27 protein-coding genes, 1 pseudogene and 1 other annotated feature (1 of these 29 only partly in view) are annotated in these 24,982 nt (G+C 35.7%); of the genes and pseudogenes, 20 read left to right on the forward strand and 8 right to left on the reverse strand.

What is annotated here, in order from left to right:
• Nucleotides 1-61: 61 nt before the first annotated feature.
• The 3 genes from AC3WTI_RS18035 to AC3WTI_RS18045 all read left to right on the forward strand — a co-directional run bounded on the left by AC3WTI_RS18035 (nucleotide 62) and on the right by AC3WTI_RS18045 (nucleotide 1,913).
• Entirely contained in the window at nucleotides 62-1,030 is a 969-nt protein-coding gene (locus tag AC3WTI_RS18035; protein WP_087956889.1) for an aromatic acid exporter family protein, read from the forward strand.
• Between the two features lie 16 nt (nucleotides 1,031-1,046).
• On the forward strand, nucleotides 1,047-1,607 hold the full coding sequence (locus tag AC3WTI_RS18040) for a L,D-transpeptidase (RefSeq protein WP_063223020.1): 561 nt from the start codon (nucleotides 1,047-1,049) through the stop codon (nucleotides 1,605-1,607).
• Nucleotides 1,608-1,673: 66 nt separating this feature from the next.
• Nucleotides 1,674-1,913, forward strand: a complete 240-nt coding sequence (locus tag AC3WTI_RS18045; protein WP_087956887.1) for a DUF3894 domain-containing protein — start codon at nucleotides 1,674-1,676, stop codon at nucleotides 1,911-1,913.
• Between the two features lie 77 nt (nucleotides 1,914-1,990).
• Here the strand turns inward: AC3WTI_RS18045 and prli42 are convergent, their stop codons facing one another.
• Entirely contained in the window at nucleotides 1,991-2,083 is a 93-nt protein-coding gene (gene prli42, locus AC3WTI_RS18050) for a stressosome-associated protein Prli42 (RefSeq protein ID WP_000549038.1), read from the reverse strand.
• A gap of 189 nt (nucleotides 2,084-2,272) precedes the next feature.
• On the opposite strand from prli42, the gene AC3WTI_RS18055 reads away from it, so the two are divergent.
• Nucleotides 2,273-2,818 (forward strand): GNAT family N-acetyltransferase, encoded by a 546-nt coding sequence (locus tag AC3WTI_RS18055; RefSeq protein WP_002008488.1) that lies wholly within the window; start codon nucleotides 2,273-2,275, stop codon nucleotides 2,816-2,818.
• Nucleotides 2,819-2,945: 127 nt separating this feature from the next.
• Complete coding sequence (locus tag AC3WTI_RS18060; protein WP_048531011.1) at nucleotides 2,946-4,064, forward strand: tripeptidase T; 1,119 nt, start codon at nucleotides 2,946-2,948, stop codon at nucleotides 4,062-4,064.
• Between the two features lie 44 nt (nucleotides 4,065-4,108).
• Here the strand turns inward: AC3WTI_RS18060 and AC3WTI_RS18065 are convergent, their stop codons facing one another.
• The gene (locus AC3WTI_RS18065) at nucleotides 4,109-4,309 is read right to left on the reverse strand and encodes a hypothetical protein (protein ID WP_087956885.1); all 201 of its coding nucleotides are present in this window, start codon (nucleotides 4,307-4,309) and stop codon (nucleotides 4,109-4,111) included.
• Between the two features lie 142 nt (nucleotides 4,310-4,451).
• Here AC3WTI_RS18065 and AC3WTI_RS18070 point away from each other — a divergent pair, with 142 nt between their 5' ends.
• On the forward strand, nucleotides 4,452-5,690 hold the full coding sequence (locus AC3WTI_RS18070) for a DNA polymerase IV (RefSeq protein ID WP_074569315.1): 1,239 nt from the start codon (nucleotides 4,452-4,454) through the stop codon (nucleotides 5,688-5,690).
• 78 nt (nucleotides 5,691-5,768) lie between these two features.
• Nucleotides 5,769-5,915, forward strand: a pseudogene (locus tag AC3WTI_RS18075) (DNA polymerase IV); the annotation flags it as partial.
• A 32-nt stretch (nucleotides 5,916-5,947) separates the two neighbouring features.
• On the opposite strand, the gene AC3WTI_RS18080 reads toward AC3WTI_RS18075, so the two are convergent.
• Nucleotides 5,948-6,199 carry a DUF3932 family protein gene (locus AC3WTI_RS18080; RefSeq protein WP_000656495.1) on the reverse strand — a complete coding sequence of 84 codons (252 nt, stop codon included), beginning with the start codon at nucleotides 6,197-6,199 and terminating at the stop codon, nucleotides 5,948-5,950.
• A gap of 189 nt (nucleotides 6,200-6,388) precedes the next feature.
• On the opposite strand from AC3WTI_RS18080, the gene rnz reads away from it, so the two are divergent.
• The 3 genes from rnz (at nucleotide 6,389) to sdaAA (ending at nucleotide 9,505) form a co-directional block, all read left to right on the forward strand.
• Nucleotides 6,389-7,312 carry a ribonuclease Z gene (gene rnz, locus AC3WTI_RS18085; protein WP_087956884.1) on the forward strand — a complete coding sequence of 308 codons (924 nt, stop codon included), beginning with the start codon at nucleotides 6,389-6,391 and terminating at the stop codon, nucleotides 7,310-7,312.
• Between the two features lie 635 nt (nucleotides 7,313-7,947).
• On the forward strand, nucleotides 7,948-8,607 hold the full coding sequence (sdaAB, locus tag AC3WTI_RS18090; RefSeq protein WP_087956883.1) for an L-serine ammonia-lyase, iron-sulfur-dependent subunit beta: 660 nt from the start codon (nucleotides 7,948-7,950) through the stop codon (nucleotides 8,605-8,607).
• A gap of 19 nt (nucleotides 8,608-8,626) precedes the next feature.
• A complete protein-coding gene (sdaAA, locus tag AC3WTI_RS18095; protein WP_087956882.1) occupies nucleotides 8,627-9,505 on the forward strand; it encodes an L-serine ammonia-lyase, iron-sulfur-dependent, subunit alpha in 879 nt (292 codons plus the stop codon).
• 204 nt (nucleotides 9,506-9,709) lie between these two features.
• On the opposite strand, the gene proI is transcribed toward sdaAA, so the two are convergent.
• Nucleotides 9,710-10,549: a pyrroline-5-carboxylate reductase ProI gene (gene proI / locus AC3WTI_RS18100; protein WP_087956881.1), complete on the reverse strand. Its 840-nt coding sequence runs from the start codon at nucleotides 10,547-10,549 to the stop codon at nucleotides 9,710-9,712.
• A 165-nt stretch (nucleotides 10,550-10,714) separates the two neighbouring features.
• On the opposite strand from proI, the gene AC3WTI_RS18105 reads away from it, so the two are divergent.
• Both AC3WTI_RS18105 and AC3WTI_RS18110 read left to right on the forward strand, forming a co-directional pair.
• Complete coding sequence (locus AC3WTI_RS18105; protein WP_087956880.1) at nucleotides 10,715-11,668, forward strand: MBL fold metallo-hydrolase; 954 nt, start codon at nucleotides 10,715-10,717, stop codon at nucleotides 11,666-11,668.
• A 9-nt stretch (nucleotides 11,669-11,677) separates the two neighbouring features.
• Nucleotides 11,678-12,472, forward strand: coding sequence for an SDR family oxidoreductase (locus AC3WTI_RS18110; RefSeq protein WP_097841195.1), 795 nt, complete (start codon nucleotides 11,678-11,680; stop codon nucleotides 12,470-12,472).
• Nucleotides 12,473-12,502: 30 nt separating this feature from the next.
• Here the strand turns inward: AC3WTI_RS18110 and AC3WTI_RS18115 are convergent, their stop codons facing one another.
• Nucleotides 12,503-12,688, reverse strand: a complete 186-nt coding sequence (locus AC3WTI_RS18115; RefSeq protein ID WP_001003210.1) for a YqzH family protein — start codon at nucleotides 12,686-12,688, stop codon at nucleotides 12,503-12,505.
• A gap of 223 nt (nucleotides 12,689-12,911) precedes the next feature.
• Between AC3WTI_RS18115 and argC the strand changes: the two genes are divergently transcribed.
• The 7 genes from argC to AC3WTI_RS18150 all read left to right on the forward strand — a co-directional run bounded on the left by argC (nucleotide 12,912) and on the right by AC3WTI_RS18150 (nucleotide 19,085).
• Nucleotides 12,912-13,949, forward strand: a complete 1,038-nt coding sequence (gene argC, locus AC3WTI_RS18120; RefSeq protein ID WP_087956878.1) for an N-acetyl-gamma-glutamyl-phosphate reductase — start codon at nucleotides 12,912-12,914, stop codon at nucleotides 13,947-13,949.
• A gap of 10 nt (nucleotides 13,950-13,959) precedes the next feature.
• Nucleotides 13,960-15,183 carry a bifunctional glutamate N-acetyltransferase/amino-acid acetyltransferase ArgJ gene (gene argJ, locus AC3WTI_RS18125; protein WP_142305866.1) on the forward strand — a complete coding sequence of 408 codons (1,224 nt, stop codon included), beginning with the start codon at nucleotides 13,960-13,962 and terminating at the stop codon, nucleotides 15,181-15,183.
• 11 nt (nucleotides 15,184-15,194) lie between these two features.
• Nucleotides 15,195-15,962 carry an acetylglutamate kinase gene (gene argB, locus AC3WTI_RS18130; RefSeq protein ID WP_087956876.1) on the forward strand — a complete coding sequence of 256 codons (768 nt, stop codon included), beginning with the start codon at nucleotides 15,195-15,197 and terminating at the stop codon, nucleotides 15,960-15,962.
• The gene (argD, locus tag AC3WTI_RS18135) at nucleotides 15,959-17,119 is read left to right on the forward strand and encodes an acetylornithine transaminase (RefSeq protein ID WP_087956875.1); all 1,161 of its coding nucleotides are present in this window, start codon (nucleotides 15,959-15,961) and stop codon (nucleotides 17,117-17,119) included. The genes argB and argD overlap by 4 nt, the downstream gene beginning before the upstream one ends.
• Nucleotides 17,120-17,131: 12 nt before the next feature.
• Entirely contained in the window at nucleotides 17,132-18,082 is a 951-nt protein-coding gene (gene argF / locus AC3WTI_RS18140) for an ornithine carbamoyltransferase (protein WP_087956874.1), read from the forward strand.
• A 177-nt stretch (nucleotides 18,083-18,259) separates the two neighbouring features.
• Nucleotides 18,260-18,820, forward strand: coding sequence for a DUF2062 domain-containing protein (locus AC3WTI_RS18145; protein ID WP_087956873.1), 561 nt, complete (start codon nucleotides 18,260-18,262; stop codon nucleotides 18,818-18,820).
• A gap of 58 nt (nucleotides 18,821-18,878) precedes the next feature.
• Nucleotides 18,879-19,085, forward strand: coding sequence for a hypothetical protein (locus AC3WTI_RS18150; RefSeq protein WP_087956872.1), 207 nt, complete (start codon nucleotides 18,879-18,881; stop codon nucleotides 19,083-19,085).
• 24 nt (nucleotides 19,086-19,109) lie between these two features.
• On the opposite strand, the gene AC3WTI_RS18155 is transcribed toward AC3WTI_RS18150, so the two are convergent.
• On the reverse strand, nucleotides 19,110-19,556 hold the full coding sequence (locus AC3WTI_RS18155; RefSeq protein WP_000445817.1) for a MarR family winged helix-turn-helix transcriptional regulator: 447 nt from the start codon (nucleotides 19,554-19,556) through the stop codon (nucleotides 19,110-19,112).
• A 72-nt stretch (nucleotides 19,557-19,628) separates the two neighbouring features.
• Nucleotides 19,629-20,408, reverse strand: a complete 780-nt coding sequence (locus AC3WTI_RS18160) for a GDSL-type esterase/lipase family protein (protein WP_087956871.1) — start codon at nucleotides 20,406-20,408, stop codon at nucleotides 19,629-19,631.
• Nucleotides 20,409-20,773: 365 nt separating this feature from the next.
• Here AC3WTI_RS18160 and cpdB point away from each other — a divergent pair, with 365 nt between their 5' ends.
• The gene (gene cpdB / locus AC3WTI_RS18165; RefSeq protein WP_087956870.1) at nucleotides 20,774-23,167 is read left to right on the forward strand and encodes a bifunctional 2',3'-cyclic-nucleotide 2'-phosphodiesterase/3'-nucleotidase; all 2,394 of its coding nucleotides are present in this window, start codon (nucleotides 20,774-20,776) and stop codon (nucleotides 23,165-23,167) included.
• Nucleotides 23,168-23,216: 49 nt separating this feature from the next.
• Here cpdB and nhaC read toward each other — a convergent pair whose 3' ends face one another.
• A complete protein-coding gene (gene nhaC / locus AC3WTI_RS18170) occupies nucleotides 23,217-24,590 on the reverse strand; it encodes a Na+/H+ antiporter NhaC (protein ID WP_087956869.1) in 1,374 nt (457 codons plus the stop codon).
• A 277-nt stretch (nucleotides 24,591-24,867) separates the two neighbouring features.
• Nucleotides 24,868-24,982: a binding site (T-box leader), on the reverse strand (it continues 106 nt past the right edge of the window).

Below are 24,982 nucleotides of genomic sequence, written 5' to 3' on the forward strand. Positions count from 1 at the left end.
CATTGTGTCATCCTTTTTTTATACTAACTGTAAATACGTTTATACATATAGGAGCAATGCTATGTTCAAAATTGGATACCGTACAGTAAAAACAGCAATAGGGACAGGCGCAGCCGTTTTTATTGCTCAGTTATTAGGATTAGAATTTTATAGTTCAGCGGGTATTTTAGTTATATTATGTGTACAAAATACGAAACGAAAATCACTTCAAGTATCCTTACATCGTTTTTTAGCATGTGTATTATCAATGGTGTTCGCGTTTTGCATTTTTGAAACAATTGGATATACACCATTTGCAATTAGTGTATTATTACTTACATTTATTCCGACTGCAGTTATGCTCAAAATTCAAGAAGGTATTGTCACGAGCTCAGTTATTGTTATGCACCTGTATTCATTGAAACAAATTACATGGCTTATTGTTGGGAATGAAATTGCTATATTAACTATAGGGATTAGCGTGGCTCTATTAGTGAATATGTATATGCCAAGTAGTGAAAATAAGCTAAAAGAGTATCAAGATAAAATAGAAAGTAATTTTAAAACGATTTTGTTTGAAATGGTTGTGTATTTACGAAATCGAGAAAGTAGTTGGAGCGGGGCAGAACTTATTGAAACTGAAAATATGCTAAATGAAGCTAGAGATTTATCGTTTAAGAAACTTGAGAATGCATTTATGCGAGAAGATGACTATTATTATCGTTATTTTAATATGCGCATGCAACAATTCGAAATTTTAGAGCGGATGATACCATTAGCTGCTTCTTTATCGTGGACATATGAACAAGCTGACATGATTGCGGATGTGGTTGAAAACATTGGTAATGCTATTAGCCCTCAGAGTACTGGAGTTATCTCCTTAAGACAGCTTCAAGAAATGAGAGAATTATTTAGGGACATGCCATTGCCAGTTACACGCGAAGAATTTGAGATACGTGCGAAACTTGTTCAACTTGTATATGAAATGGAGCAATATTTACTCATTAAAAGTCGCTTTAAGGGAAAGGATAATATAAAAGAACTTATATAGAAGGTAGGAATTATTTATGCCGTATCTTCTCTCTTTCATATTATGTCTTTCTTTATCGCCCATTTGGCCTCTCGGTGATAATCCGCGTGCTGGAGATCCTTTCATTATTGTAAATAAAGCGACGAATAAACTAGCTTATATTGATGATGGGAAGATTCAAAAGGTTTTTCCAGTCGCGACAGGGAAAACAAATGAATTAACTCCAGAGGGAACTTTTGATATTGTCATGAAAGCAAAGGATCCATATTATATTGCCAAGAATATTCCAGGAGGATCACCAAAAAATCCACTTGGATCTAGGTGGATGGGATTTAATGCTAGAGGAACTGATGGGAGTAAGTATGGAATACATGGAACAAACCAACCAAGTTCAATTGGAAAATATATTTCACAAGGATGTATAAGAATGAAGAAAAACGATGTGGAATATTTATTTGATCGCATTCCAATTGGAACGAAAGTATGGATTGTGAAGTCGAAAAAATCATTTCAGCAATTGGCAAAAGAAAAAGGAGCTATTGCATATGAAAAAGCCAACGAAAAGGTTGGCTTTTTCTATTGTAATAAGTTGTCTTGACATGTGTACATAACCATGAGTTAATGGGAGTATAGAAAGATAAAATTAGATAAAGGGGTTGCTCATATGTACTTGAATCCAAAAATTTCATATATGCAATTTTTTATGGGATTTCTATTTGTTATTACATTCATGTTGGCAACTTTTAATATATGTTCTTATCTTGTAGCAATTGTATGTATGGCATTACTTAATCTTACTTTTGTTATTGGGGCATTTCAGCAGAAACAATATACAAGTTTTATAATAGCACTTGTAATGTCATTTTCTTTTAGCATTGTAGCAGTTGTGCTTTATATAAAATAAACCATCTCGATATCGAGATGGTTTATTTTGTTATATTATGTGCAAAAAGTAAAAAAAGGACGAACACATCGTCCTTTTTACCAAAACATACTTGCACCAGCAAGTAATGTTGTTACAAGCATAGAAATTAGCATTACATAAATCATAACTTTTTGAGCTTTTTTATGCATCGTTAAGCCTCCTTGCAAATCAGTACAATATCATTGTAACGAGAAATGATATTGTGGACAAGGGGAGAGAAGTGACAAAATTCGAGAAGTGTGTGTAAAGTATAACAGGAAATTTGTATGTATGTAGAGAATATATAAGAATGATAGATTATAAGTTTTTTGTTATGCAAGCTGAAGAATGGAGATACGATGATGAAAATATATGAAACAAATCGTTTACATTTAAGGGAAATCGATGAGTCGTATGCTGAAAAAGTTCTTCAATATTACGACAGAAATCGTGAATTTTTAAAAGCTTGGGAAGAGTATAGACCAGATGATTTTTTTACGTTAGATTATCAAAAGAAAAAGTTACAAAAGGATAGAAAAGAGTTCGCAGAAGGGAAAATCATAAGGCTTTGGATTTTTAAAAAGGGTGATGATACGAAAATAATTGGATGTATTTCATTTAATTTAATTGTTCGCGGAATTTATCAATCTTGTGTACTCGGCTATAAATTAGATAAGGCAGAGTTAAACAAAGGTTATACGACAGAAGCGCTAAGAAAAGCGATTCAAGTTGCTTTTGAGGAATTTCAATTACATCGTATAGAAGCGCCGATTATGCCGCGAAATTTAGCATCTATACAAGTAGTGACGAAGATAGGCTTTCAATATGAAGGCGTGTCTCGGAAGATGTTAATGGTTAATGGAGTGTGGGAAGATCATATGCGCTGGGTATTGTTAAATGAGTAATAGAAAGCAGATGGTTATCTAGACATATAAACCGTCTGTTTTTTGTCTTGTATTTCGAAACTTTTGCGAAATTCTGTTATAATTAATAGTGTTACATACATAATGGTAGTGCAGGAGGCGCAGTCTTATGATTAATCAAGAACGTTTAGTAAATGAATTTATGGAATTAGTACAAGTAGATTCTGAAACAAAATTTGAAGCAGAAATTTGCAAAGTATTAACAAAGAAATTCACAGATTTAGGTGTAGAAGTATTTGAAGATGACACAATGGCTGTTACTGGTCATGGTGCAGGTAACTTAATTTGTACTTTACCAGCAACAAAAGATGGTGTTGATACAATTTACTTTACTTCTCATATGGATACAGTAGTTCCTGGTAATGGAATTAAGCCTTCTATTAAAGATGGATATATCGTATCAGATGGTACTACGATTTTAGGGGCGGATGATAAAGCTGGATTAGCATCAATGTTCGAAGCAATTCGTGTTCTAAAAGAGAAAAACATTCCTCATGGTACAATTGAATTTATTATTACAGTTGGAGAAGAATCTGGTCTTGTTGGTGCAAAAGCATTAGATCGTGAGCGCATTACAGCGAAATACGGTTATGCATTAGATAGCGATGGAAAAGTTGGTGAAATCGTTGTTGCAGCTCCAACACAAGCGAAAGTGAATGCGATTATTCGCGGGAAAACAGCTCACGCTGGTGTAGCACCAGAAAAAGGTGTATCTGCAATTACTATCGCAGCGAAAGCAATTGCGAAGATGCCGCTTGGTCGTATTGATTCTGAAACAACTGCAAATATTGGACGTTTTGAAGGTGGTACACAAACGAATATCGTTTGCGATCATGTACAAATCTTTGCAGAAGCGCGTTCTTTAATCAATGAAAAAATGGAAGTACAAGTTGCAAAAATGAAAGAAGCATTTGAAACAACTGCAAAAGAAATGGGCGGTCACGCAGACGTTGAAGTAAACGTTATGTACCCAGGATTTAAATTTGCTGATGGCGACCACGTTGTAGAAGTTGCAAAACGTGCAGCTGAAAAGATTGGTCGTACACCTTCTCTTCACCAAAGTGGTGGTGGAAGTGATGCAAACGTAATTGCAGGACACGGTATCCCAACAGTTAACTTAGCGGTTGGTTATGAAGAAATTCATACAACAAATGAAAAGATTCCTGTTGAAGAATTAGCGAAAACAGCAGAATTAGTTGTTTCAATTATTGAAGAAGTAGCGAAGTAATATAATAGAAAAAGCGTGTAAATCCATTGTGATTTACACGCTTTTTATTTTGATTCAATTGCTTTTACAAGACGGATAAGCCAATACAAGAAAATCCATGGCAGTATGTAAGTTGTTACTACATGGACTAGCCGAGGGAGGAAATCAGCTATGTTAATATCAAAAATAGGAAGAAGTAAATAATTGATGGCGACGATTAGTATAATTACGAGAAACGTATAATTGAGTTTATCAGTTGAATTCATAATAATCACCCCTAATTACAAAAAAATCCATTTATTTAAATTATAGCAATGAATATGATAGAAAAGAACAAGTAATTATTATAATTATTGTGTAAAATTTGATATAATAAAAGAACGAATGTTCTTATTAGGAGTGAGTACTGTGCGAGAAATGTATCCGAAAAAGGGTCGTGTTATTTTACATGTAGATATGAATTGTTTTTTCGCATCTGTTGAAATTGCTCATGACCCATCATTACAAGGGAAGCCTTTAGCGGTTGCTGGAAATGAAAAAGAAAGAAAAGGAATTATCATAACATGTAGTTATGAGGCGAGAGAATATGGAATACGTACAACGATGCCTCTTTGGGAAGCAAAAAGGTTATGCCCGCAATTAGTTGTAAGGCGTCCTAACTTTACATTATATCGTGAAGCTTCATTTCAAATGTTTCAAATCCTTTCCCGTTTTACGGAAAAAATACAACCAGTCTCAATAGATGAAGGATATTTAGATATTACAGATTGCTACGCACTTGGTTCACCTCTTGAAATAGCAAAGATGATTCAACAAGCATTATTAACAGAGTTACAGCTTCCGTGTAGCATTGGAATTGCTCCAAACCTTTTCCTAGCAAAAACAGCTTCTGATATGAAAAAGCCTCTCGGTATTACCGTACTTCGAAAACGAGATATTCCAGAAATGATTTGGCCACTTCCAGTTGGAGCGATGCATGGAATTGGAGAAAAAACAGCTGAAAAATTAAATGATATTCATATACAAACAATTGAGCAGTTAGCAAAAGGAAACGAACATATCATTCGCGCTAAAATTGGAAAGCATGGTGTTGATTTACAAAGGCGGGCAAAGGGTGTGGATGATAGGGAAGTTGACCCGAGTCAAATGGGACAACATAAAAGCGTAGGTAATTCGATGACCTTTTCAAAGGATATGGATGAAGAGAAAGAATTACTTGATATGTTAGAACGGCTATCCAAGTCAGTGAGTAAAAGATTACAAAAGCGAACCCTTGTCAGCTATAATATTCAAATTATGATTAAATATCATGATAGGCGCACAGTAACGAGGAGTAAGCAATTAAAAAATGCTATTTGGGAAGAACGAGATATTTTTCAGGCAGCATCCCGTTTATGGAAGCAACATTGGGACGGGGATTCCGTTCGTTTACTAGGTGTGACAGCTACTGAAATAGAGTGGAAGACAGAATCGGTGAAACAATTAGATTTGTTTTCATTTGAAGAAGATGCGAAAGAAGAGCCGCTACTAGCTGTCATTGATCAAATTAATGATAAGTATGGAATGCCCCTTTTACAACGAGGTAGTCAATTATTACGTAAGCAAGAAAAGTCTTTTCAGCAAAAATTAGAAAATAAGTTTATGTAGAAGGTGTCATGAATCTGTATATATCATGACACCTTTTATGTTTAAAATTAATTATGAAATATTTTACTATAAAGTTTTTATAGAACACAAATTGTTTCTTTTGCACTACAAGCAAAAGAATTATTTAATAACTCAAGTGAAAAGATAATTTTAGAAGAGTTCGATCAAAGTATGTATACAAATTTTTGGACGGAATATGATGATTTGTTAAATAAGTATAAATAAAAAGCACTGATTACAGTGCTTTTTATAATAGATTATGAGATTGTAGCATTTTCAAAAATAACAATTTCTGAACTGTTTGTTGTTGAAACGCGTTGTGCGTAATATGTTAAAGCTGAAGAAATATATGTTGGTAACGAATCATTTGTATGTGTTGTTGTATATTCATGGATTAATTCTTTCAAAGTCGTCCATTCTAATTGTGCTGGGTGATCTGACACGAAAGAACTTACCCAGCGATCAAATGAAGATGAAAAATCAGTTTGTAAACGAAATGCTTCTTTCATAATAAAACGCTCCCTTAACATGTAGTATAATCATTTTAACACAAAACACGAACGATAGCTAAGTTTTTTGAGTATAACGTTCGTGTTATATAGTTGTCTAGATGATTGGTTATGTAAATTCGATTTGCCATTTGAAATAACATTCCGTAAGATGAAAGGTAGATTATATAAAGAGCTGGAGGAAAGAAAGTGGAATTTGTATTTTTAGGAACTGGTGCAGGTGTTCCTTCGAAAGGAAGGAATGTTTCAGCAATTGCTTTGCAATTGTTAGAAGAACGAGGACAAACTTGGTTATTTGATTGTGGCGAGGCGACGCAACATCAAATATTACATACATCAGTACGCCCACGCCGCATTGAAAAAATATTTATTACGCATTTACATGGTGATCATATTTTTGGCTTGCCTGGTTTATTAGGAAGCCGTTCATTTCAAGGAGGGACTACACCTTTAACAGTGTACGGACCAAAAGGAATTAAACAATTTATTGAAGTGGCATTATCAGTAAGTACGACACATGTAAAATATCCACTTGAAATTGTTGAGATAACAGAAGAAGGTACTGTGTTTGAAGACAATGAATTTCATGTGGAAACGAAAAGATTGTCACATGGTATTGAATGTTTTGGGTATCGTATTACAGAGAAAGATATACAAGGTGCCCTTTTAGTTGATAAATTACTGGAGATGGGTGTGAAACCAGGTCCACTCTTTAAACGTTTAAAAGATGGAGAAGTAGTTGAATTAGAAAATGGAACGATACTAAACGGAAAAGATTTTATCGGCCCGCCTCAAAAGGGAAGAGTTATTACCATTTTAGGTGATACAAGATATTGTGAAGCGAGTAGAGAGCTAGCACAAGACGCTGACGTACTTGTTCATGAAGCAACTTTCGCGGCAGAAGATGAACAACAAGCGTATGATTATTTCCATTCCACATCTAAGCAAGCTGCGAGTATTGCACTTCAGGCAAATGCAAAACGTTTAATCTTGACTCATATTAGTTCTCGTTATCAAGGAGATACATATAAGGAATTATTGAAAGAGGCAAGAGAGTTATTTTCTAATACAGAAATAGCTACGGACTTGAAATCATTTCCAGTGGAAAGATAATAATGGTATGAAAAAATGGCGACAAGAGGTTGCCGTTTTTTTATTTCTAAAAAAAATTAAAAATAAAACTGTTATCATTTTATACTTATATGGGATGAAACAGAAAGTTTTAATGATATGAAGATATAGGATAAAAACGCATAGTAGCGATTATTTAGAAAAACTGTTATATAAGTCAGACGACATACGAGTAGTACAAATGGTAAAAACAAATCGTTATTCAGAACTTTTAAAATTCAATAAAAGTAAGCGTTTTATTAAAAACAAGCTATAATGAGGGCAGATTATAATTTATCCGCTAATTGCGGGCTAATAATCATTGGGATGGACAAAATCCCTACTAATTAAAGTTTCACTTGTTTATGCTATCCTTGTAAGTGGTTCTGTGTTAAACTGTGGGTTGCTACCAGACTTTATTGTGGATTAGCTTATATTATTTTTAAATGAAGGTAATGCGAAGTTTCTTATTTATTATGGTTACTAGTATTATTTCAGGATATATTGTTTCACTATTATTCAAAAACAATCCAATTCGTACAGCGGAATAAATTCGTAGTACAACTGGAAAAGCAACCGATTTGGTAGCTTAATAGAATAGTAAAAAATTTTTTCATAGAGGTTTAGGGGGAGTTATGATGAAGTATCGCTCAGTATTTGATATTATTGGTCCAGTTATGATTGGTCCATCAAGTTCACATACAGCAGGCGCAGCAAGAATGGGGCAAGTTGCTCGCCAGCTGTTTCGTCATGAACCAGAAAGAGTAAGCATTTCATTATATGGATCATTTGCAAAGACGTATCGTGGGCATGGTACAGATGTAGCACTGATCGGTGGGATATTAGGGTTTGAAACAGATGACTTACGTATTCCAGAGGCGCTAAACATAGCAAAAGAGCGCAAAATTGAAGTGGAATTCATTGAAGAAGATGCAAATGCACCTCACCCAAATACAGCGAGAATTCGTTTGTATAAAGGTGAAGAAGAAATTGAAGTTGTTGCTTGCTCAATTGGTGGCGGTAAAATTGAAGTTGTAGAATTAAACGGGTTCGATCTTCAGTTAACAGGCACGAGTCCAGCACTACTTATTGTAAATAACGATCGCTTCGGTGCTATTGCAGCAGTCGCTTCAATCCTTGCGAAACACGAGATTAACATTAGTACAATGAGTGTTTCTCGTAAAGAAAAAGGAAGAAGAGCACTGATGGTTATTGAAACAGATGAATTATTAGCAGATGAAGTGATTGAAGAAATAAACGCGCAACAAAATATTTGTCAAGTAACTATTATGGAATAATTGCAGGGGGGACAACACCATGTTTCGGAACGCAGCGGAACTAGTGGCGCAAGCTAAAGAACAAAATGTAAAAATCGCAGAAATTATGATTCAATGTGAAATGGACACAAGAAGTATTTCACGTGAAGAAGTAATTGCTGGTATGGAAAAGAACTTAGTCGTGATGGAGCAAGCAGTAGAACGTGGTATTCGCGGAGTAAAATCACCAACTGGTTTAACTGGTGGAGATGCTGTAAAAGTTCAAACGTATATGAATAGCGGAAAAGGCTTATCTGGAGATACAATTTTGGACGCAGTGAGTAAAGCTGTTGCAACAAATGAGGTAAACGCAGCGATGGGAATTATTTGTGCAACGCCAACAGCAGGATCTGCTGGAACAGTACCAGGTGTACTATTTGCACTAAGAGAAAAATTACAGCCTACACGTGAAGAAATGATTGAATTCTTATTTACAGCAGGAGCTTTCGGCATGGTTGTTGCAAATAACGCTTGTATTTCTGGTGCAGCGGGAGGATGCCAAGCTGAGGTTGGTTCAGCAAGTGGTATGGCAGCTGCAGCTGCAGTTGAAATGGCTGGTGGAACACAAGATCAAGCAGCTACAGCGATGGCAATTTCATTAAAGAACATGCTTGGTTTAGTATGCGATCCTGTTGCAGGGCTTGTAGAAGTACCTTGCGTAAAACGTAATGCAGCAGGAGCTGCAAATGCGATGATTTCAGCTGATTTAGCATTAGCTGGCGTAACGAGTACCATTCCATGTGATGAAGTAATTGAGGCAATGTTTAGAATCGGACAAACGATGCCAGTAGCACTTCGTGAAACAGCTGAAGGTGGACTTGCGGCAACACCGACTGGTCGCCGTCTGCAAGAAGAGATTTTTGGGAAGACTAATAACTAAACAATATATGTTTATAAAAAAACGGAGCTCAAGTAAGATTGAGCTCCGTTTTTTATCCCACTTTAATGGGCAGTAAGACCCCCACCTCAAAATTCAGCGAAAGCAAAGAATTTAGGTGGAGGTCGGGCTGCCCATAAAAGTCCGATTGGTTCAACTAATAATCAGTGGGGGATGAAGAAAACCCCCACTGATTAAAGTTTCACTTTATTTTTCTTTTGTTAGTTGTTCTAATGTTTTCCCAAGATTATGTGATCGTTGTGTAGCCTGTGTAATACAAGAAATAAGCGCTTGTTGAAATTGGTGTTCTTGTAATACTTCAATGCCCGCTTCGGTCGTTCCACCAGGAGAGGTAATTTCCTTTCGCAAAATAGACGGGTGTTTTTCACTTGCTTTTAGCATTTCAGCAGCACCAATCATCGTTTGAAGAATAAGTGACTTTGCAACATCTTCTTTTAAACCAATTTTTTTTGCAGCTTCTTCCATCGCTTCTACTACGTAATAAATATAAGCAGGCCCACTTCCAGATAATGCAGTGACAGCATGCATATCTTCTTCCTCCACAACAGAGACGAGACCAATCGTTTCAAATAAAGCTATGGCAGTTTGAATATGTTCCACTGTTGCATGTTTTGATGGTGAGATAGCAGTAGCTGATTTTAAAATAGCTGCAGATGTATTTGGCATTGCACGAATAATCGGAACGTCTTTTTGAAGTAGGTTTCTAATCGAATGAGTAGAAACGCCTGCTAATAACGAAATAATAAGTAGGTTATTATGTATGTCTTCTTTAAAAGGGGTAAGCGCTTCTGCAACATCCTTCGGTTTCATTGCTAGAAAAAGAATATTTGTATTAGTAAGTAGTTCTTTTTTATTGTGTGTACCTTTGACTCCGTATTTGTTATGTAGCTCCTGCAACCTTGTCTCGTTAGAGCGATTACTTACAGTAATTTGTTCGCCTTTTACAACATTTGCATGTAACAAGCCACCGATAATAGCTTCAGCAATAGAGCCTGCACCGAGAAAGGAAATGTTTTGAATAGACATGATGTTCCTCCTTTAAATTTGGTTAGAAATTCTTATAAATGTACATACATTCGTTTTTTTATAGGAAACACCTCTTTTTATCTGAAAATAATGACAAATATATATAGAAGTTGTAAACTGAAGAAGTATTCATTTTTGAACCGGAAAGAGACAGGGGGGCTAAGCATGACGGCGATTCACCGAATGGAGATTCCTGTGCCATTTGCAGTTGAAACTGTGAATGTGTTTTTAGTTGAGGGGGAGACGTTAACATTAATTGATACAGGGACGAATACAGAAGAGGCGAGAAATGCGTTAGAAAGGCAATTAGGTACATTAGGATATACGATAGAAGATATTGAAACAGTAGTCATTACGCATCATCATGCGGATCATTGTGGGCTTTTAAATATATTTTCTGAGAAGACGAACATTATTGGACATCCTTGGAACGAGCCTTGGATCACACAAAATCCAGAATTTTTAAAGTGGTATCATGAGTTTTTTAGAGAGACGGCTTTGCAATTTGGTGTTCCAGCAGCATTTTTGAAAGACGAGGCGTTATTGACGACAAAGACACTGAAATATTCTTGTAATAGATCATTAACGCATACTGTGAGAGAGGGCGATTGTATTGATTCAATGCCTGGATTTACAGTAATTGAAACACCAGGTCATGCTTCCACTCATATTTCATTATATAGAGAATCTGATGGAATACTAATTGGAGGGGATGCTCTCATTAGTCATATTTCTTCGAATCCAATATTAGAACCACCATATGAAGGACAAACAGAAAGGGCACGCCCGTTATTACAATATAATCAAACGTTAAAGCGTTTAAGTGAAATGAATATTTCACGCATTTTATCAGGACATGGAGAAGACGTTCTAAATGTGAAACAACTTATTGAAACGAGATTACAAAAGCAAGAAACACGTGCGTTTAAAGTGCTTGAGTTATTAAAGGAAAAACCAATGACAGCATTTGAAGTATGTGTAAAACTATTTCCGGTATTATATAAGGAGCAATTGCCACTTACTATTTCAGAAACTGTTGGACAATTAGACTTTTTAGCATATAATCAACAAGTGATGATTGATGAATCTTCGCAACAACTGATTTATTATGCAAAGTAGGTGACAGCAATGACGGGACGTTTACAAAATAAAGTAATCGTCATTACAGGTGCTTCTAGTGGAATTGGAGAGCAAGTTGCAATGCAAGTTGCAGAGCTGGGGGCGACTCCAGTATTAATGGCTAGAACAGAAGAGAAATTAAAAGCGTTAGCGGACAAAATTAAAGAAACTTATAATACGCCTTGCTATTATTATGTATTAGATGTAAGTGAAGAGACGGAAGTACAATCTGTTTTTTCAAAGGTATTACAAGAAGTAGGACGTATTGATATATTAGTAAACAATGCGGGATTTGGTATTTTTAAAACGTTTGAAGAGGCGTCAATGGATGAAGTGAAAGATATGTTCCAAGTAAATGTATTTGGATTAGTAGCTTGTACGAAAGCGGTACTACCTTATATGGTGAAAAGAAACGAAGGGCATATTATTAATATTGCTTCACTTGCTGGGAAAATTGCAACTCCGAAATCGAGTGCGTATGCAGCGACGAAACATGCAGTATTAGGATTTACGAATAGTTTACGCATGGAGTTGTCTAATACAAATATTTTCGTAACAGCGATTAATCCAGGTCCGATAGATACGAACTTTTTTGAAATAGCTGATCAATCCGGTACATATGTGAAAAATATGGGACGGTACATGTTAAAACCAACATATGTTGCAGAGCAAATCGTAAAATCGATGCAAACGAAAAAGCGTGAAGTAAACTTACCGAAGTGGATGGGCATTGGTCCAAAACTGTATGCACTATTCCCAGGTTTATTTGAGCGTGTTGCAGGCAAATCATTAAGTAAAAAATAGGAGATTTCCATATGGAAATCTCCTATTTTTTTATTTTCCAGTCACATAATCGTAAACGATATCCTCAACTGCCTCGTATACATCAATCTCAGTATTTGAATGAATTATCGTTTGAATATGTTTAATTAGCATTTCCTGATCCTCATTTGACATAGGATTACATTGATATTGTTGAAAACTTTTTATTATCATTTTCTCAATTAATTTCTCATTCATGTTTTCCCCGCCTATATATATACATGTATTGTTTCATTGTACTTGAAGTGGAATAAAAAAACTACTATACACTATTTGTGTATAAAAATTCGGTAGTGTAGATTGTTTTTCTAGTAAAATTAAGTTTTTTAAGTTTATAAAATTTATAAATATTTAATTGACTCTATAAATATACAATATTATAATCATACTTAATTTAAAGAATTGATATGAGGAGGAGCATATGAAAGTCGCGATTATTGGAGCAACTGGGTATGGAGGTATTGAGTTAATTCGGCTATTAGAGCAACATCCGTATTTTTCGATAGCATCTCTTCATTCTTTTTCGCAAGTTGGCGAGTGTATAACAAATGTATATCCGTATTTTCAAAATGTACTTGTTCATACGTTACAAGAAATTGATGCGGAGGAAATAGTGAAGGAAGCAGAAATTGTATTTTTGGCAACCCCGGCAGGAGTATCAGCAGAGCTAACTCCCAAATTGTTAGAAGTAGGTTTAAAAGTAATTGACCTATCTGGAGACTTTCGTATGAAAGATCCTTTCATATATGAACAGTGGTATAAAAAGGCGGCTGCAAAAGAAGAGATTCTTAGTGAAGCTGTATATGGGTTAAGTGAATGGAAAAGGTCTGAGATACAAAATGCAAATTTAATTGCAAACCCAGGATGTTTTGCTACAGCTGCATTATTAGCGGTATTACCGTTAGTTCGTAGCCGCATAATTGATGAAGATTCTATTATTATTGATGCGAAATCAGGAGTATCTGGAGCAGGCAAAACACCAACAACAACGACTCACTTTCCTGAGTTATATGATAACTTGCGTATTTATAAAGTGAATGAGCATCAACACGTTCCCGAGATTGAGCAAATGCTTGCGGAGTGGAATGGGGAAACGAAGCCAATCACGTTTAGTACACATTTAATACCGATATCACGGGGGATTATGGTTACACTTTATGCGAAAGTAAAACGAGAAATGAAAATAGGGAAACTTCAAAAATTATATGAAGAAACGTATGAACAATCGCCTTTCATTCGAATTCGTACGCAAGGAGAGTTTCCAAGTCCGAAAGAAGTGAGGGGCTCAAATTATTGTGATATGGGGATAGCTTACGATGAAAGAACAGGAAGAGTGACAGTCGTTTCTGTTATAGACAATATGATGAAAGGTGCGGCTGGGCAAGCGATTCAAAATGCAAATATAGTAGCGGGACTAGAAGAAACAACAGGTTTACAGTATATGCCGCTTTATTTATAAGGGGGACATGATGATTAAAGTAGAGTCTATTACAAAATTAGAAAATGGTTCAATTGTAACGCCAAAAGGCTTTTCGGCAATCGGTACTGCAAATGGTTTGAAAAAAGACAAAAAGGATTTAGGTGTAATCATTTGTGAAGTGCCAGCATCATGTGCCGCCGTTTATACAACGAATCAAATACAAGCAGCCCCGTTGCAAGTAACGAAAGATAGTATAACGGCTGAGGGGAAATTGCAGGCAATTATCGTCAATAGTGGAAATGCAAATGCTTGTACAGGAACGAAAGGGTTACAAGATGCTTACGAGATGCGCACATTAGGAGCGGAACATTTTGGAGTGAAAGAAAATTACGTTGCAGTAGCTTCAACAGGTGTAATTGGTGTTCCGCTGCCGATGGATATCATCCGAAAGGGAATTGCCACTCTTATCCCGACGAAGGAAGAAAGTGATGCTCATTCTTTTTCTGAAGCGATCTTAACGACGGATCTTATAACGAAAGAAACTTGCTATGAGATGATGATTGATGAGAAGAAAGTGACGATTGCTGGTGTTGCGAAAGGTTCAGGGATGATTCATCCAAATATGGCAACAATGCTAAGTTTTATTACGACAGATGCTCATATAGAGCATGATGTATTGCAAACAGCATTATCACAAATAACGAATCATACATTTAATCAAATTACCGTAGATGGAGATACTTCTACGAATGACATGGCCCTCGTTATGGCAAGTGGATTATCAGAAACGAAACCAATCAATATGGAACATACAGATTGGGAAACTTTCGTATTTGCTTTACAGAAGGTATGTGAAGATTTAGCAAAAAAAATTGCACAAGATGGTGAAGGTGCTACGAAGTTAATAGAAGTAAATGTGCTAGGAGCGAAAGCGAATGAAGAGGCAAAGAAAATTGCAAAGCAAATAGTAGGTTCGAGTCTTGTGAAAACAGCAATACATGGTGAAGATCCAAACTGGGGGCGAATTATTAGCAGTATTGGACAAAGTGAAGTCGCGATTAACTCAAATACAATTGATATTACTCTTCAATCGATCACTGTGTTAAAAAATAGTGAACCTCAAATATTTTCTGAAGAGGAAATGAAAAAGAAATTAAAAGAACATGAAATTATGATTAATGTGTATTTACATTTAGGAGAAGAGTCGGGATCAGCTTGGGGCTGTGACTTAAGCTATGATTATGTGAAAATAAACGCTTGTTATCGTACATAAGGAGAGGGAAGATGAGCGATTATATTGTAGTGAAATGCGGCGGTAGTATGTTGGACCAATTAAATGATGTGTTTTTTGATTGCATAAAGAAATTGCAACAGAAGTATAAAGTAGTGATTGTCCATGGCGGTGGCCCAGAAATTGATGCCCAATTAAAAGATTGTAACATCAAAGTAGAAAAAAGAGATGGATTACGAGTAACACCAAGAGAAGTTATGGATATTGTTCAAATGGTGCTATGCGGAAGTACGAATAAAAAGTTTGTAATGAAGTTGCAAAGGCATAATTTACTTGCGGTAGGTTGCTCAGGGTGTGATGGCAAGTTACTTCAAGTTCAACCTGTCAGCGAAGAAATAGGATATGTGGGAGAAGTAAGTTATGTCGAAACGGCCTTACTAAAAGGATTAATAAATATGAATTATATTCCTGTTATTGCTCCGGTCGGCATAAATGATAATGAGATTTATAACATAAATGCAGATACCGCCGCAGCTGGAATTGCGGCCGCATTATCTGCAAAAGAACTCATTTTTATTACAGATGTAGATGGGGTATTACATGAAGGGAAGTTAGTAAAGAAAGCCGACGAATTTGAGATTGTTAATTTTATAGAAAACGGTGTTATTACCGGTGGGATGATTCCGAAAGTACAGGCAGCACTAGCATCATTAAAAATGGGAGTGCAAAAGGTTAGTATCGTAAATGGGACGAAGGATTTTACCGAGGTTACAGGTGAGTGTATCGGAACGACGGTAACGAGGGGCGTGAGTATTGCATGACAAGTCATCTTTTTCAAACATATGGGAGAAGAAAGGTTGAGTTTGTAAAGGGAAAAGGAACGAAAGTCATTGATAATAACAGTAAGCAATATTTAGATTTCACATCAGGAATCGGTGTATGTAATTTAGGACATTGTCATCCTACGGTTATGAAAGCTGTACAAGAGCAACTGCATAAAATATGGCATATATCTAACCTGTTTAAAAACAGCTTACAAGAAGAAGTCGCATCATTATTAACAGAAAATATAGCATTAGATTATGTGTTTTTCTGTAATAGCGGGGCAGAGGCGAATGAAGCAGCTTTGAAGTTAGCCCGTAAGCATACTGAAAAATCCCTTGTCGTAACATGCGAGCAGTCTTTTCACGGTAGAACATTCGGAACGATGAGTGCGACGGGGCAAAATAAAGTGAAAGAGGGATTTGGTCCATTACTTCCATCTTTTTTACATATTCCTTTTAACGATATTAAGGCATTGGAAGAGGTAATGAATGAAGAAGTTGCGGCAGTAATGGTAGAAGTTATTCAAGGTGAGGGAGGAGTAGTACCTGCTAATCTAGCCTTTTTGAAAGAGATTGAAATATTATGTAAGAAGTCCGGTTCCCTATTTATTATAGATGAAGTACAAACTGGAATTGGAAGAACTGGGACATTATTTGCTTACGAACAAATGGGAATACATCCTCATATCGTTACTACCGCTAAGGCGCTTGGAAATGGCATTCCAGTTGGAGCAATGATTGGCCGGAAAGAACTTGGAACATCGCTTCCTGCAGGATCACACGGTTCAACGTTTGGTGGAAATTATATTGCAATGGCTGCAGCGAAAGAAGTATTGCAAATAACTAAGAAACCATCGTTTTTAAAAGAAGTAAAGGAAAAGGGCGAGTACGTATTACAGAAGTTGCAAGAGGAATTACGACATGTCGAATGTATTCAAAATATACGTGGTAAGGGGCTTATGATTGGAATTGAGTGTACGCATGAGGTTTCAAGTTTTATAGAACAACTAGAGAAAGAAGGGCTTCTTGTATTACAAGCAGGACCTAATGTGATAAGACTATTACCACCACTTATTGTAACGAATGAAGAGTTAGAACAGGCAGTATATATGATAAAAAAAGTAGTTTGTACAAAAAACGTATCAATCATATAAGGGGGAAATTCCATGTCAACTGTACAAGTACCGAAATTAAATACGAAGGATCTTTTAACATTAGAAGAATTAACACAAGAAGAAATTATTTCTTTAATTGAATTCGCTATATATTTAAAAAAGAATAAGCAGGAGCCTTTATTACAGGGCAAAATATTAGGGCTTATCTTTGATAAACATTCAACTCGTACTCGCGTATCTTTTGAAGCAGGAATGGTACAACTCGGAGGACATGGTATGTTTTTAAGTGGGAAAGAGATGCAAATTGGAAGAGGAGAGAGCGTTTCAGATACTGCAAAAGTATTATCTCATTATATTGACGGGATCATGATACGTACATTCTCACATGCTGATGTAGAAGAGCTTGCAAAAGAATCGAGCATACCTGTGATTAACGGTTTAACGGACGATCATCATCCTTGTCAAGCATTGGCAGACTTAATGACAATATATGAAGAAAAAAATACATTTAAAGGAATAAAATTGGCTTACGTAGGTGACGGAAATAATGTATGTCATTCATTGTTGTTAGCGAGTGCGAAAGTCGGAATGCATATGACTGTTGCAACGCCTGTAGGATATGAACCGAATGAAGAGATTGTAAAAAAAGCGTTAGCGATTGCCGAGCAAACAGGAGCTGAAATTGAAATTTTGCATAACCCTGAACTAGCGGTGAATGAAGCAGATTTCATTTATACTGATGTTTGGATGAGCATGGGGCAAGAGGGAGAAGAAGAGAAATATACTTTATTTCAACCTTACCAAATCAATAAAGAACTTGTTACGCATGCGAAGCAAACGTATCGTTTCTTACACTGTTTACCTGCCCATCGTGAAGAAGAAGTAACAGGCGAGATTATAGATGGACCACAGTCTATCGTCTTTGAGCAAGCTGGTAATCGATTACATGCGCAAAAAGCATTATTAGTAAGTTTATTTAAAAATGTAGAAGAGCTTTCTTAAATGATGTGCATCTCCAATTGTTACGTACAAATAACAATTGGAGATGCACTTTTTGTATTGAAATGTCATATGTATATTTAGTTAACCATTTTGATATCATTTATAATAAAAGAAGAAACTAAATTTGTTTTTCAGAGTGTGTAAGGACATACTACATATAAAAATATAGTTAAAGAGATGATGAATTTGAAAACAACTAAGAGAAGATATTCGCTTTTTCAGCGGATGTGGAGAATGGTAAAGTTTCAATATTATAAGTTGCTTCGATCGCCAGAAGGTGCAAAGAAAGTATCATTAGGTTTTGCAATTGGTTTTGGCTTGGAGATGTTGGTTATATATACGGCATCGCTCGTATATGTAATATTTTATCCAATCGTTCGATTAGTAAAGGGATCTTTTCCAGCTGCGGTGATTGGCAATATTATTGGAAAGATTTCGTTTCTACCAGTAGTTTTATTTCCACTTGCTTATGCATTAGGGAAAATGATTTATCCATTTCATGTACAGAAAATACATCATGAACCATTTACAATATCGGATTTGTTTTCAAGTCATATTTTTACGATATTGAAGGGGTTATTGCAGAGTGAAGTGTATGTATTAATCGGAATGACGATTTTAGGAGTTGTGTTTGGTGTAGTTTCATATTTCGTGGTGCATTATCTATACGAAAAGAACCGTAAGTTACGTTTGAAGAACAGAAAAAAAAGAGTGACAGAACCGCTCGTGCAAATATAAAGAGTGTCACACTCATTTTCTCCTTTGAATATGTTTAAGAAAAAGGGGGAGAGAATGAATGTATTATTATTACGTACCTCAAGTCTATCCATATGTAAATTATTATCCGGCTTATGATAGGAATAGACAATACGAATTATATCGACAACAACAAGTACAGCAATTATCACAAATACCACCGCAACAACCTACGCAAAATCAAAAACCATATTTAACGACATGGCCATATTCAAATGTATACTATGGTAATTATTACGAATCATAAAGCTGCTTCTATTTAGAAGCAGCTTTATGCGTTTGTTTTCAAAATTAAATTTTGAATGGTTTGAAGAGAGTGAATGAGCTTTTCACGTTCTTCCTCAGATAATGTTTGGAAATTTTCTTTTAATTTGTCTAAAATGAATTGTTGATACTGATTTACTAACAATTTCCCTTCAGCTGTTAGGGAAATTAAAATGACCCGTCGATCTTTTTCGCTATAATGACGCTCTATTAGTTCTTCTTGAATCAATTTGTTTAATAGAGGTGTCATGTTAGGCCTTGAAATCGCTAGCCGCTTGCCGATTTCGGAAACTGCTAATGTGCCATTTTCATGCAGAAGTAGCAATACTTGTGTATGTGATGGCGGCATATGTCTTTGAGAAGAAAATTCTCCAGGAAGCATAAATTTGCGATAAAAAAGAGGCACTAGCGAAAGAAGATGATCAACAATACGTTCCCACTCGCGTGATTCCATATAAAGGCCCCCTTCCACTCTCATTGTAACAAAAAAGACATGTTATAAAAATAGAATTGTTTCATGGAAATTTTAATATTTGTAGGCCAACACTTTTTTTGTAAATGAATCGGCAATAATCGTATAGCCTTTGTCATTAGGGTGTACTTGGTCAAAGAGTAATTCTTTCTTATCATTAGATATTAATTTGCGAATTGGTAAAACGATAGATGGTTGATTTGCTTTTGCAATGGAATAAACGGATTCATTCCAGCCGTCTAAAAACATATCTGCATAACTTGTGATGGAGTCATCGAGTTGTAACGGGTTATAGAGTTCAGAAAGAATGAGTAAAGCATCCGGATTTTCATCTCGAACTGTCTTTACAATACTTTTTACATCCGCTTCAAAATGAGCCTTTTCTTTATTTAACATTTTAATACCATCTATAACACCGACATCTCGATTTAAACGAAATAAATTATTTCCTCCAATATTAATTGTAATGATATTTGCCGCTCTAATTTTTTGTTTTACATCTTCTGATTGAACTTTTTTAACGAGACGATCTGTTGTAAGACCATTGATACCAAGGTTTTCTACTGTAATTGGTTTATGAATTTGTGATTCTATTTGTCTCGAGGCTAATTCAGCAAATCCCCCTTGTGTCGATCCATATCCTTTGGCAAGTGAATCACCTAGTACGAGATGATAAAAGGACTCGTTTGTTTGTTTATCAATCCAACTTGGAGTAGATGTTTTTTCAGTTTTTTCTTCAGGTTCATTTTGCTTTGTCTCATCGTTCTTTTCAAAATAAGAATAAGAAATGATTAGAAGGAGGAGACAAACAATTGTTAAGATGACTTTTTTCATAATTCATCCTCCTTGTAATTGGTAATTGTATCATATTCAGCAGTATTAGCAATGTAAGGGCATATTATATGTTTATGAAAAGTTTACAATAACTTTACAGAAAATTTGTAGAAGTATGTCAAAAAATATTGACGATATGAAAGGACATTATATATGATAATGTCAGATAAGGTAAAATTCTACATAGTGGGAGCTTTATCTCCCGTTAATTGCTAGTCTTCATCAATTGGTCGTTTAAGGGGACTAATCGTTAGCGCAGGATGAAATGAAAATCGTGTATCTAATAGAAGAAAAAAGGTATGTGGTTAGAGACTAATAGAAATTCATTTCATTATTCTTTGGTAATTGTATAAGGGGGATTTTTTGTGAAAAAGTCAAAAAAAATGCTAGCTGGAGCAACTCTTGCTATAGGTGTAATAGCGCCGCAAGTATTGCCAACAACAGCTCATGCGGATGAGCAAACTGGGGAGAGTACGGTTAACTTACGAATTCTAGAAACATCAGATATTCACGTTAACTTAATGAATTACGATTATTATCAAACGAAAACCGATAATAAAGTAGGTCTCGTACAAACGGCAACACTTGTTAATAAAGCACGTGAAGAAGCGAAGAACTCTGTGTTATTTGATGATGGGGATGCATTACAAGGGACACCGCTTGGAGATTATGTAGCGAATAAAATAAATGATCCGAAGAAGCCTGTGGATCCTAGTTATACACATCCATTGTATCGTTTAATGAATTTAATGAAGTATGACGTCATTTCTCTTGGGAATCATGAATTTAACTACGGTTTAGACTATTTAAACAAAGTAATTAGTAAAACAGAGTTCCCGGTTATTAACTCGAACGTCTACAAAGATGATAAAGATAATAATGAAGAGAACGACCAAAACTACTTTAAACCATATCATGTTTTTGAAAAAGAAGTAGAAGATGAATCAGGACAAAAACAAAAAGTGAAAATTGGCGTAATGGGATTTGTTCCACCTCAAGTTATGAACTGGGATAAAGCAAATTTAGAAGGAAAAGTGAAAGCGAAAGATATAGTTGAAACAGCGAAGAAAATGGTGCCAAAAATGAAAGCTGAAGGTGCAGATGTTATCGTTGCACTAGCACATTCTGGTGTTGATAAGAGTGGCTACAACGTAGGGATGGAAAATGCTTCGTATTATTTAACAGAAGTTCCTGGTGTAGATGCAGTATTAATGGGCCATTCACATACTGAAGTGAAGGATGTATTTAATGGTGTTCCAGTTGTAATGCCTGGTGTCTTTGGAAGTAACTTAGGTATTATTGATATGCAATTGAAAAAGGTAAATGGAAAATGGGAAGTACAAAAAGAGCAATCAAAGCCGCAACTTCGTCCGATTGCTGATAGTAAAGGGAACCCATTAGTAAAATCTGATGAAAAATTAGTTAATGAAATTAAAGATGATCATCAAGCGACAATTGATTATGTGAATACAGCTGTAGGAAAAACGACAGCACCAATTAATAGTTATTTCTCATTAGTACAAGATGATCCTTCTGTACAACTTGTGACAAATGCACAGAAATGGTATGTAGAAAAGTTATTTGCTGAAAATGGACAATATAGCAAATATAAAGGAATTCCAGTCTTATCTGCAGGAGCACCATTTAAAGCAGGTGGCCGAAACGGTGCTACATATTATACGGACATTCCAGCTGGAACGTTAGCAATTAAAAACGTTGCAGATTTATATGTATATCCAAATACGTTATATGCTGTAAAAGTAAATGGGGCACAAGTGAAAGAATGGCTTGAAATGTCTGCAGGTCAGTTTAATCAAATCGATCCAAAGAAAACAGAAGAACAGCCGTTAGTAAATATAGGCTATCCTACATATAACTTCGATATTTTAGATGGCTTAAAATACGAAATTGATGTAACACAACCGGCAAAATATGATAAAGATGGTAAAGTTGTAAATGCAAATACGAATCGTATTATAAATATGACGTATGAAGGTAAACCAGTAGCTGACAATCAAGAGTTCATCGTCGCTACAAATAACTATCGTGGAAGTAGCCAAACGTTCCCAGGTGTAAGTAAAGGGGAAGTTGTATACCAATCACAAGATGAAACGCGTCAAATCATTGTGAAGTATATGCAAGAAACACCAGTTATTGATCCAGCAGCAGATAAAAATTGGACGTTTAAACCAATTGTTGCGGAAAAATTAAATACAACATTCGATTCTTCACCAAATGCACAAAAGTATATAAAGAAAGATGGGAAAATATCATATGTTGGACCATCTGAAAATGAATTTGCTAAATATGCAATTGATATAACGAAGAAGAACGATGAGGGTAAAGAAACGGGTGGAGAGAATCCAACAACACCGCCAACAGGTGAAGGAAATAATGGAGGAAATCCAACAACACCACCAACAGGTGAAGGAAATAATGGAGAAAATCCAACGACACCACCAACAGGTGAAGGAAATAATGGAGGAAATCCAACGACACCACCAACAGGTGAAGGAAATAATGGAGAAAATCCAACGACACCACCAACAAATGAAGGTAATAATGGAAATAATGCAGGATCTGGACAAACTACGACGGGGAATGAAAGCTCAAAAGAAACAACAACTGTAAGTGAAAAGAAAGAAGAGCGTGATTTACCGAAAACAGGCACAAGTGTTGTTTCTACAATTGGGGCAGGTTTAGCGTTTGTTGGAGCGGGATTACTTCTGTTATTTAGAAGAAAGAAAGCTAATAGATAGTTGAGAAATATAAAAAGGATTACCGATTCAGGTAATCCTTTTTAGTATATTATGAAATTGTCACTGCTTTTTCTTTCTTCCATGAAAGGCCAAACCCAGTGAAACCAACAATAATTGTTAAGACTGGGCAAGCTAAACAGAAAATGGCGAATGGAAGGTAATCAAATGTCGGAACGCCAAGGACGTTCGATAAGAATACACCACTTACTCCCCATGGTACGAGCGGGTTAATAACTGTACCTGCATCTTCTAGTACGCGTGATAAATTTCTACGTTCTAAACCGACTTCATCGTATTTATTAGCAAATGCTTGTCCTGTTAAAACGATGGATAAGTATTGCTCCCCAAGTAAGAAGTTTACACCAATTGCAGTTGAAGCAGTAGAAATAATTAAGCGTGTGCTATTTTTAACGAAGCTAGAGATGATATTCATCAGCTGCGTAATAATACCCATTCCTTGTAATAATCCCCCCATACAAAGAGCTAGGAAAATAAGGGCAATCGACATCATCATACTTTGTAGACCACCGCGAGATAGTAAGCTATCAATGTCTTTTATACCAGTTTTAGAAACGTAGCCGTCTTGCATAATTTTCATTAAATCAGCTAAAGAAGTGCTAGGTTTAAAAATAAAGAGAATAATAATTCCTACTACAATTCCAGCAAGCAATGTTGGAACTGCTGGAACTTTTTTAAATGCGAATAGGAACAGTAATACAATTGGAATAAGTGTAACGATAGAAATCGTTGCGTTTTTTTCTAATGTGCTAATAAAGTTTGTAAAGTCAACGTCTCCACTCGTACCGCTTCCTAAAATGAAAAATGCGATAAAAGCAATAATGAAAGCTGGAACTGTTGTCCAAAGCATGTTACGAATATGCTCAAATAGATCTACACCTGTTACAGCAGGAGCTAAGTTTGTTGTATCAGATAAAGGAGACATTTTATCTCCAAAGAATGCACCAGAAATAATTGCACCAGCGATTAGAGCTGGATCGTATCCGAGAGCACTACCCATACCCATAAAGGCAAGTCCTACAGTTGCGGCAGTTGTAAAGGCACTACCGATACTTGTTCCAACGATCGCACAAACAACAAAAACAGTTGGAACGAAAATTTTAGGAGATACAAGCTGGAAGCCGTATACCATTAAAGTTGGGATTGTTCCAGCAGCGATCCAAACACTAATTAATACACCTACAAGTAAGAAAATAAAAATTGATGGAATACCAGCTGAAATACTACTAACCATTCCTTTTTCCATAGTAGACCAAGAGATTTTTTTCATAAATCCAAATGCTAATAAAAGTACGATACCAAATAAAATTGGGATGTGTGGTGAAACTTCTAATTGAATAACACTAAAGCCAATACAGAAAAAGATAAATAATGTTAATAGAACAGATTCAATTTTTGAAACCATTGTTTTTCCCTCCTAAGTAATCTAAAATAGCTCTTTTTTATATAAAATTCGCCAATATTGTTTATTTCCTTCTAAATTTTAGAATTTTGTGACAAATTACCGGTAATTGTTGATCCTTCAATATGATACGGAAATGATTGGATAAAAAAACGTCCCTGCATATAAATATGCAGGGACGAAGAAATCGCGGTACCACCCTAGCTTGTGAAATGAATGTATCACAAAATAAAGGGTCGTATGATATACGCTAATAAAATAAAAACGCCCCTGCAATATATGCAGGGACGAAAAATTCGCGGTACCACCCTAAATTGTGAAACAGTTTCGTTTCACCACTCTTTAGATATAACGGTCTATAACCGTCTTTCACTACTCCTTACGTTTCGCAAAAG

This window comes from Bacillus sp. EB106-02-03-XG38, from assembly GCF_058792175.1.